This window comes from Pseudoalteromonas sp. TB51 (genome assembly GCF_000498055.1).
GTDB classification, from domain to species: domain Bacteria; phylum Pseudomonadota; class Gammaproteobacteria; order Enterobacterales; family Alteromonadaceae; genus Pseudoalteromonas; species Pseudoalteromonas atlantica.
Map to the genome: position 1 here is coordinate 1 of NZ_AUTO01000103.1, position 6486 is coordinate 6486.

Genomic DNA, 6486 nt, shown 5'->3' on the forward strand with positions numbered 1-6486 from the left:
GGGCAAACTAAACATTATCAATAAAACGCCTTATCAAATTGATCAAACAAGTACCTTTCTTGAAGCGATACTTCGTCCGCCTATTTCTTAATTAGATTAATTTTTAATGACCTATTTATCCTTTAATAATGGATAAAGGTTTCGTGTTTATTAATTTTAAAATTAAGAATTTTTATGTATATATATTTAAAAAATGCAGGTTTAGTCCTGTCTTTATGTATGGCTGTGAGTTTTTCAGTTGCCACTTATGCCAAACAGAAAAGTATTTCATGGCTAGATAGTCAAATAAATAAAGATCCCGAAGTTGTTGCGGCTAAAGAGTTACTTAATGCAAGTAATCATAGAGCCAAGAGCTTAACTAAAGCCGTATATAACCCAGAGCTTGAAGCAAGCTATGAAAAAGAGGGTGATTTTGATAATTATTCTATTGGTATCAGTCAAACGATTGATTTTTGGGATAAGCAATCAGCAAATAAAAGCATTGGTGAAATTGGTGTTTATGCAAACCAGCAACAATTGTTATCTCTACTCGATTCTAAAAAGGCTAACGCTTTAACTGCAATAGTTAATTGGCAAGCAGCAAAAAAGGTGGCTCAGTTACTTTCAGTAAGAGAAAATCAATTACAAACGCTCGTTGGAATTATTGAAGATAAGCGAAAAGCAGGACTTCTAGAGCCACTTGACGCTGAACTGGTTTATTTAAACTTGTCCCAAGTTTTCAGTGGAATATCTGAGTCGCAAATTGCTTTGAAAAATGCAGAGGTAAATGTTCAGGAGTTATTGCCTGATTGGACGCCTAATACTACCAATTTGTTTTCATTTACTTTTGGAGCAACAAACTATTCATTTAACTCTCAGTGGGTTGAGGAACATCCAAAAGTTAAACTCGCTAGAGCGCAATGGAAGATAAAACAATCTAAAGCTCAACTAACCACTATGGAATCTAAAGCCAATCCAACCATTGGAGTTAACGCAGGGAAAAGTGGAGATGAAGACTTGATTGGCGTGACTTTCTCAATGCCTTTAAATATCAGAAATAACTATTCAGATACTGTTAAAGCCGCTTATTCAGAAGCAATTGCAGCAGAGGCTAACTTTCGGTCGGTTTATCGAAAGCAGTCATTTGAAGCAAAAGCTAATTATGAATCGCTTATTGTCAGTAAAAAATATTATGAGCAATGGCAAAAACTGACAAAAGGCAGATTAGATAGCAGCGAAAACTTATTAAATAAGCGCTGGGAAGCTGGTGACATTAATACTTCTGACTACTTACTTGCATTAAATCAACGTGCGGAAGGGCTTCATGCAGGAATACGTTTGGAAAATCAATTCAAGCTTGCAGAAATATCCTTCATTTTAAGTATGGGTCAGTTATCCAAATTTGAGATTTGAGCGCTTTGTTTTTTCAGTAGCGAAAAACGAAATCTTAAATTTATTAAAAATATAGGTTACAAAAATGAATACAGTAATTAGTAAAAAATTTTTAGCCGTAGTAATTAGCAGCCTGTTAGTTGGGTTTAGTACAAATCATGATGCTTTTGCACAGTCGTCAGATGGAACTGGTTCTGTCACAAACGTTTCGAAACAAGAAGAAAAAGAACATCAAGATGAGCATGAACACGAAAAGGGACATGAAGAAGATAAAGGTGACCATGACGAGCACGGCCATGAAGGTGGTAATAAAGAGGGAGAAGAAGAACATGAAGAAGGTATCACTATTGATCCAAAGAAGATGTCGCTTGCTAACATTAAAGTGGAAAGTGTTAAGCCTGAATATCAATTTAGCTCCGTATATGCACCTGGCGAAATAAAAGCTAATGGCTATAAAAGTTATGTGGTATCACCACGTACAGAGTCAGTCATTATCAGTCGCCATGCAGCGCTTGGCGAGTATGTAGAAATAGGTCAGAAGTTAGTTACATTATTTAGTGAAGCAATGGCACAAGCACAAGCTGACTATTTAATCGCTTCAACCGAATGGCAACGTGTAAAAAAGCTGGGTAATAAGACGGTGAGTGAAAGTCGATTATTACAAGCTGAAACAACATACAATGCGAGCTATGGCAAGCTCATTGCTTTAGGGTTAACTGAAAAAGCAATAAATGGTATTTCTAACAAAGACATTAAAGCATTTGGACAATATGCATTAACGGCGCACCGTGAAGGTGTCGTGCTTCAAGACGACTTTATCCAAGGGCAACGTGTTGATGCTGGGGATGCAGTCATGTTGTTAGCTGATGAAAAACAACTATGGGTTGAAGCAAAAGTTTCTCCAAATAAAAAGCTAAATTTATCAATTGATTCTCCTGCGGTACTTAAATTAGAAGGCCAGAGTTACAATGCCAAAGTTATCCAAGAAGCCCATACAATTGATCCCGTAACTCGTACAAGAATTATTAGATTGGGGGTACAGAATGCTGATGATAACCTTCATTCAGGTATGTTTGTAAAAGTTTACTTTCAGTTTGCCACAAAGCAGAAAGTGATGGCTGTGCCAGAAGAAGCATTGATCCGCAGCGCAGATGGTGATTGGACCGTATTTGTCGAAGACCACCCTGGAGAATTTAAAGCTGTAGAAGTAGAACTAGGCCGAGCCTTAGGTGATTTTAGGGAAATCATTGGCCTTGATAGTGGGACGCGAATTGTAACCAAAGGCGCATTTTTTGTTGCTTCTGAAATCGCTAAAGGCGGATTTGATCCGCATAACCACTAAGGAGCAAGACTATGTTTAATAAAATAATAGATTGGTCTGTTAATAATAGACTCCTGATTTTGATTGCGCTGTTTGCCACAATTGTCGGCGCAATTATGGTTATACCAAAACTAAATTTAGATGCCTTTCCTGATGTTACTAATGTTCAAGTTGCTGTAAATACTGAAGCGCCAGGACTAGCTGCTGAAGAAGTTGAACAACTCATTACGTACCCCATTGAAGCGGTCATGTATGCCTTACCTGATGTAGAACAAGTGCGCTCAATTTCTAAAACAGGCTTGTCTGGCGTCACGGTTGTTTTCAAAGAAGGCACCGACATTTACTTTGCAAGACAACTTGTATTTGAGCGTCTTCAAGCCGCAAAAGAACTGATACCAGAAGGTGTCGGCACACCCGAAATGGGGCCAAACACCTCAGGGCTAGGCCAAGTATTTCAGTACCTTCTTATTTCAGATAAAGATGCAGGCTATGATGCTATGGCACTCAGGAGTCTCAATGATTGGGTAGTAAAATTACTCGTTATGCCTGTCGATGGTGTTACTGATGTACTCTCCTTTGGAGGTATTGTTAGGCAGTACCAAGTAAATGTAGATCCATCTAAGCTTCTTTCTTATAACCTAACGCAAGAAGACGTTGTTGGTGCCCTAGATAACAACAATGCCAATGTTGGCGGATGGTATATGAACCGTGGGCAAGAGCAGCTTGTTATTAGAGGTGCAGGTTGGTTTGAAAGTGGTGACGCTGGTATTAGTAATATCAAACAAGTTCCCGTCAAAACAGTTGATGGGACAGTTGTGACGGTTTCGGATATTGCTAAAGTTGAAATGGGCAGTGAAATTCGTCAAGGTGCTGTCACAATGACGCGCAAAACCGAAAACGGTAAAGTCGAAAATTTAGGTGAAGTTGTCTCTGGCATTGTCTTAAAACGCATGGGGTCTAATACTAAAGCCACCATTGATGGTATCAATGCAAGAATCCCATTGATTAATCAAGCATTGCCTAAAGGTGTTCGCTTTGAACCATTTTATGATCAGGCTGATTTGATTGAAAAAGCCGTTGATACAGTAGTTGATGCACTATTACTAGCATTTATTTTCATCTGTATTGTATTAGCACTATTTTTAATGAATATACGTGCAACCTTCCTTGTCCTAATATCTATTCCAATTTCAATTGGTATCGCGTTAATGATCATGGCTTGGTGGGGCATTTCTGCAAACCTTATGTCATTGGGTGGCATTGCCGTAGCCATTGGTATGCTAGTTGATGGTTCAGTCGTGATGGTTGAAAACATGTTTAAGCATTTAAATAGACCAGACTCTACCCATTTAAAAACTGTAAAAGAAAGAGTGCCTAGTGCTGATACTGATCCACATGATGTAGAACAAGATGAGCATGGTATTAAGTTACGTCTTCAAAATGCGGGTAAAGAAGTGGCTCGTCCCGTATTTTTTGCAGCTTCTATTATTTTAGTCGTATTTACGCCTTTATTTAGCTTTGAAGGTGTTGAGGCAAAGTTATTTCAACCTATGGCAATAAGCATCATTTTAGCTGTTATATCTGCTATTGTGGTTGCGTTGTTTGTTGTACCCGCTTTAGCTACTTATTTATTTAAGTCAGGTGTAAAAGAGAGGGAAAGCTTTGTTCTTAGGCCATTAGACAAACTCTACAGAAAAGGGCTTACATTCGCACTAAAACGCACCAAATTAGTCATTTCAGCCGCACTTATATTAGTTTTCTCTGCCTTTGCATTAGTTCCATTAATTGGTACTGAATTTGTACCTGAGTTAGAAGAAGGGACGATAAACTTAAGAGCAACGCTTGCACCTTCTTCCAGTTTAGATACCGCGCTCACTGTGGCACCAATTCTAGAAGAAAAACTAATGGCTTTCCCTGAAGTAACCTATGCATTAAGCCGAATTGGTCGAGCAGAAATAGGTGGAGACCCAGAGCCTGTGAATAACATCGAAATTTACATAGGGTTGAAGCCTGTTTCTGAGTGGACCAGTGCATCTAATCGATATGAACTTCAAGGAAAAATGGAGAGATCTTTAGAAGAATTCCCTGGGTTGCTACTCAACTTTTCTCAACCTATTGCGACTCGTGTCGATGAGCTACTATCTGGTGTTAAGGCTCAGTTGGCGATAAAGTTGTTTGGGCCTGAACTTGAGGTACTGGCGGCTAAAGGTCAAGAAATAGAAACAGCAATTAAAAACATTGAAGGTGCAAGGGATGTTGCATTGGAGCAAATTGCTGGTGAAGCGCAATTGGTGATAAGTCCTAACAGGCAAGAACTATCACGCTTTGGATTGTCTGTGAGTGACATAATGGAGGTTGTGCGTGATGGTATTGGTGGTGTTGAAGCCGGACAAATAATCAATGGTAATGAACGTTATGATATTTACGTTCGCATAGAGGAAGAGTACCGAAGTAACAAAGAAGCTATTGCTGATATTCGGCTTCAATCACCTACTGGTGCTTGGGTGCGACTGGGTGACGTAGCCTCAGTCTCATTTGAGTCAGGCCCACCACAAGTTAGACGCGATGATGTACAACGAAGAGTCGTTATCCAAGCAAATGTACAAAATCGAGATATGGGAAGCGTGGTTGCCGATATCAGAAAGGTAATTGCTGAAAAGGTTGACTTACCTTCAGGTTATTCTGTTTCGATTGGCGGCCAGTTCGAAAGTCAAAAACGTGCTCAAAATAGGTTAGCTATAGTTGTACCTTTATCGTTAGCTCTAATCGCACTACTACTTTACTTTGCCTTTGGTTCTGTTGGTCAAGCTATGCTGATATTGGTCAACGTGCCGCTTGCTGTAATTGGCGGAGTTTTCTCCTTATATTTATCTGGACAATACTTGTCTGTACCAAGCTCCGTTGGCTTTATTACCTTATTTGGTGTAGCGGTATTGAATGGGGTCGTTATGGTAGAAAGTATCAACCAACGTATTAAAGACGGTCTAGAAGCATCTAAAGCCGTTTTTGAAGGCGCTACTTCAAGATTAAGACCTGTACTTATGACTGCTATAACATCAGCTTTAGGTTTGATACCGATGTTAATGTCTAATGGTGTTGGTGCAGAAATACAGCGCCCATTAGCGAGTGTTATTGTTGGCGGCTTGGTAACTGCAACACTGTTAACATTATTTGTTTTACCTGTTTTATATCGCTGGTTTTCAGAGAAAAAAATAAAAGAGCTATCCAGATAAAATTACTGTGAACTCTAACCCCACGCTAAAGTCACGTTTAGCGTGGGGTTATTGAGTAGATGAACGAAAAGAAAGATTAGATTTAACAATAAACTAATAGTCATGACTGCTTTGTCGGAATATTTGTCGTTAAACAGGCCAAAGCTAACTTCCGCTTTCGTATCTTTGCAGTCTTAATCTCTATGTGTCTCAAGGTCGGATTATGGCACAGACTGTGTGAAAACTCTGATCACCTTTTGGTCTAAGTATGTTCTGCTTATGATCTATTAATCTATACATTTAGTTCACTTAATATACTGATATTTATATAATTAGACTATTGATTCAGTTGAGGGTTGAGGCAGTATGTCAAAGTTTATAAGCGGTGAAAGTCGTGACCAATCAACGTTATTTCCAGAATCGTTGGAAGACTACGTCAGTGAAGATAATACGGTCAGAGTGATTGATGTTTTCATTGAGGAACTAAATCTAGCTGAATTGGAGTTTAAAGGGTTAACTTTAAAGTCCACAGGCCGCCCTAAGTATCATCCAGCCACATTATTAAAACTGTATCTTTATGGT

The 6486-nt window shown here is 38.9% G+C and carries 3 protein-coding genes and 1 pseudogene (1 of these 4 only partly in view); all 4 read left to right on the forward strand.

All coding sequences use genetic code 11. The features are described 5' to 3' along the window. Positions 1-174: 174 nt before the first annotated feature. Complete coding sequence (locus tag L650_RS0105020; protein ID WP_029772414.1) at positions 175-1392, forward strand: TolC family protein; 1218 nt, start codon at positions 175-177, stop codon at positions 1390-1392. Positions 1393-1456: 64 nt separating this feature from the next. Continuing rightward, entirely contained in the window at positions 1457-2713 is a 1257-nt protein-coding gene (locus tag L650_RS0105025; RefSeq protein ID WP_029772415.1) for an efflux RND transporter periplasmic adaptor subunit, read from the forward strand. A gap of 11 nt (positions 2714-2724) precedes the next feature. After that, positions 2725-5925, forward strand: coding sequence for an efflux RND transporter permease subunit (locus tag L650_RS0105030; protein WP_029772416.1), 3201 nt, complete (start codon positions 2725-2727; stop codon positions 5923-5925). Positions 5926-6270: 345 nt separating this feature from the next. Beyond that, positions 6271-6486, forward strand: a pseudogene (locus L650_RS0105035) (IS1182 family transposase); it runs 1214 nt beyond the window's last position.